The organism is Paraclostridium benzoelyticum (assembly GCF_001006285.1).
Lineage (GTDB): Bacteria > Bacillota > Clostridia > Peptostreptococcales > Peptostreptococcaceae > Paraclostridium > Paraclostridium benzoelyticum.
In genome coordinates this window covers 1-2,659 of record NZ_LBBT01000333.1, presented here as the reverse complement: position 1 = coordinate 2,659, position 2,659 = coordinate 1, and the positions used below count along the sequence as shown (strand labels likewise).

Sequence of the window (2,659 nt, the reverse complement as noted above, 5' to 3'; positions counted from 1 at the left end):
TATTGATTAGTTTTAAAAATCCATAAAAATTAAAAATATAAAGGGTATTTTATAATACTATAGAATATTTACTTTAGATTAGCTAAATACAAGTATTTTTAAATGAATTTTACTATTTAAACTAAAATTGTATTGATTTAAGCATAAAATTTTTTTGATTAATATATTTGTAAGTTGTATAATAAAATATACAAATTAACGTTATAACTGAAAGGATAGGTTAAAATGATAAAACAAGAAAAAAAATCAAAAAACTTAGGGATGAAAAGAGTTGCTATATTTTTAATAATAATAGCATTTGTTGTTACGGCTGTTGCACCTATAGCTAGCTTTTTTATGTAAATAATATAAGTTTTATTCGGAATATATTATATAATTAAAAATCATTACTGTTAAATAAAATTATTATACTGAAATATAATAGGAGGTTATATATTGAACTTTTAAGTTCTGTATATATCCTTTTATTTTGACTAAATAAGCATATTTTAGAGAAAAATCTAATTTAATAGTATAGTATAGATTATTTACTTTTAAAATAGGGGGAGTACATGAGTAGTTTAAATGAAATAAAATTAAAAACATTCATAAACTCAAGAGAAATATATCCAGATGAAAACATAGAAGGTATATGTAGACTAAGTGGTGTGAATTTAAATAAAAAATTACACAATATAAGTATATATATAAAAATAAAAATAAACAGAAGGAATATAAATATTAAATGTCGAATAGGTTATTAGTGAAAAATTAGAAAATATTTAAATAAATTTATAATTCTATGGGGGGAAAAATTTAATGAGCGAAAAAATAAAAATAGTTTTAGCAGATGATAACAGGGATTTTTGTCAAGTATTAAGAGAGTATTTATCTAATGAGGATGATATTGAAATATTAGGAATTGCAAAGGATGGAATAGAAGCTTTAGATTTAGTTTCAAGAACACAACCAGATGTATTAGTTTTAGATGTTATAATGCCACATCTTGATGGGTTAGGGGTAATTGAAAAATTAAATTCTATGAACTTACCTAAAATGCCTAAGATAATAGTATTATCTGCAGTAGGTCAAGATAAAATAACACAAAGTGCCATAAACTTAGGAGCAGACTATTACATAGTTAAACCTTTTGACTTTGTAATATTTATAAATAGAATAAGAGGATTAGTTTCAAATAAAAATACAGTAGTAGATTCTAATTCAAGATCAAATAATAATATGGATATAAAAATGACTAAAACTGATTTCGTGAAAAATGTAGGAAATATAGAAACTGAAATAACAAATATAATACACGAAATAGGAGTTCCAGCACATATAAAAGGATATTTATATTTAAGAGAAGCTATAAAGATGGTTATAGACAATGTTGAATTATTAGGGGCAGTAACAAAGGAATTATACCCAAGTATAGCTAAAAAGTTTAACACAACTCCAAGTAGGGTTGAAAGAGCTATAAGACATGCAATAGAAGTTGCATGGAGCAGAGGTAAGGTTGATACTATAAATCAATTATTTGGATATACAGTTCATAATACAAAAGGAAAACCAACAAACTCTGAGTTTATAGCGATGATTGCGGATAAATTAAGATTAGAACACAGCATGGTTAAATAATAAATTATGAAAAACAAAGTCTTCAGAAATTGAAGGCTTTATTTTTTTGTGTAAATGTATAAAATATATAGTAGTTTACTAAATTGAGGTGAAATGATGAAAATAGATATGCCAATTGATGTGAAAGATATAATAAATGATATATATATAAATGGATATGAAGCTTATATAGTAGGCGGATGTGTAAGAGATTCAATTGTAGGAATAAAACCTAACGATTACGATATAACTACAAATGCAAAACCTGAAGATACAATCAGGATTTTTAAAAATTATAGAGTAATTGAAACTGGAATAAAGCATGGAACAATAACTTTAATAAAAAATAAAAATGAATATGAAATTACAACATATAGAATTGATGGAACGTACAATGATAACCGAAGACCTGAATCTGTAGAATTTACAAGTGATATAGTACAAGATTTAAAAAGACGTGATTTTACCATAAATTCTATTGCCTATAATCATAAAGTAGGAATAGTTGATGCATTTAATGGGATAGAGGATATAAATAAAAAAGTAATAAGAACAGTAGGAGATGCAGATGAAAGATTTAAAGAAGATGGGCTTAGAATAATAAGAGCTGTTAGATTTAGTTCTAAGCTTAATTTCGAAATAGATAATAAAACATTGGAAAGCATTTATAAAAATATAAAATTGATAAAAAATATAAGCTCAGAAAGAATACAAGAGGAATTAAATAAAATTCTACTTAGTGATTATCCTGAAAAAATATATATACTTTATGATGCAAATTTGTTTGATATATTTAAAATAAAAAATGTAAAAATGAACAAAAACGATTTAATTAAACTTAAGTCGAGTAAAAACGATTTAGTAATAAGATTAAGTATATTTATATATATTCTAGGGGACATTAACGAAAGCAAAAAAATATTGAATTTATTAAGATATTCTAACAAAATAAAAAGTCAATGCATTACAATTTTAGATAATTTAGATAATAAAATAATCGATGATAAAATAGCTATAAAGATTTATTTAAAGGAAATAGGACATGAAAGTCTAAATTATTTAT

General features: G+C 23.6%; 3 protein-coding genes. All 3 read left to right on the top strand.

Annotated features, from left to right (window positions below; translation table 11 throughout):
• The first annotated feature begins 551 nt into the window (after positions 1-551).
• Positions 552-743 (top strand): hypothetical protein, encoded by a 192-nt coding sequence (locus tag VN21_RS15990; protein ID WP_046824137.1) that lies wholly within the window; start codon positions 552-554, stop codon positions 741-743.
• 55 nt (positions 744-798) lie between these two features.
• Positions 799-1,617 carry a sporulation transcription factor Spo0A gene (spo0A, locus tag VN21_RS15985; protein WP_046824136.1) on the top strand — a complete coding sequence of 273 codons (819 nt, stop codon included), beginning with the start codon at positions 799-801 and terminating at the stop codon, positions 1,615-1,617.
• A 96-nt stretch (positions 1,618-1,713) separates the two neighbouring features.
• The coding region (locus VN21_RS15980) for a CCA tRNA nucleotidyltransferase (protein WP_052952120.1) at positions 1,714-2,659 on the top strand (946 nt) is incomplete at its 3' end.

Bases quoted from the DNA above. Each gene is read 5' to 3' on its own strand.
- VN21_RS15990 (WP_046824137.1), top strand. From the start codon at position 552: ATGAGTAGTTTAAATGAAATAAAATTAAAAACATTCATAAACTCAAGA.
- spo0A (WP_046824136.1), top strand. From the start codon at position 799: ATGAGCGAAAAAATAAAAATAGTTTTAGCAGATGATAACAGGGATTTT.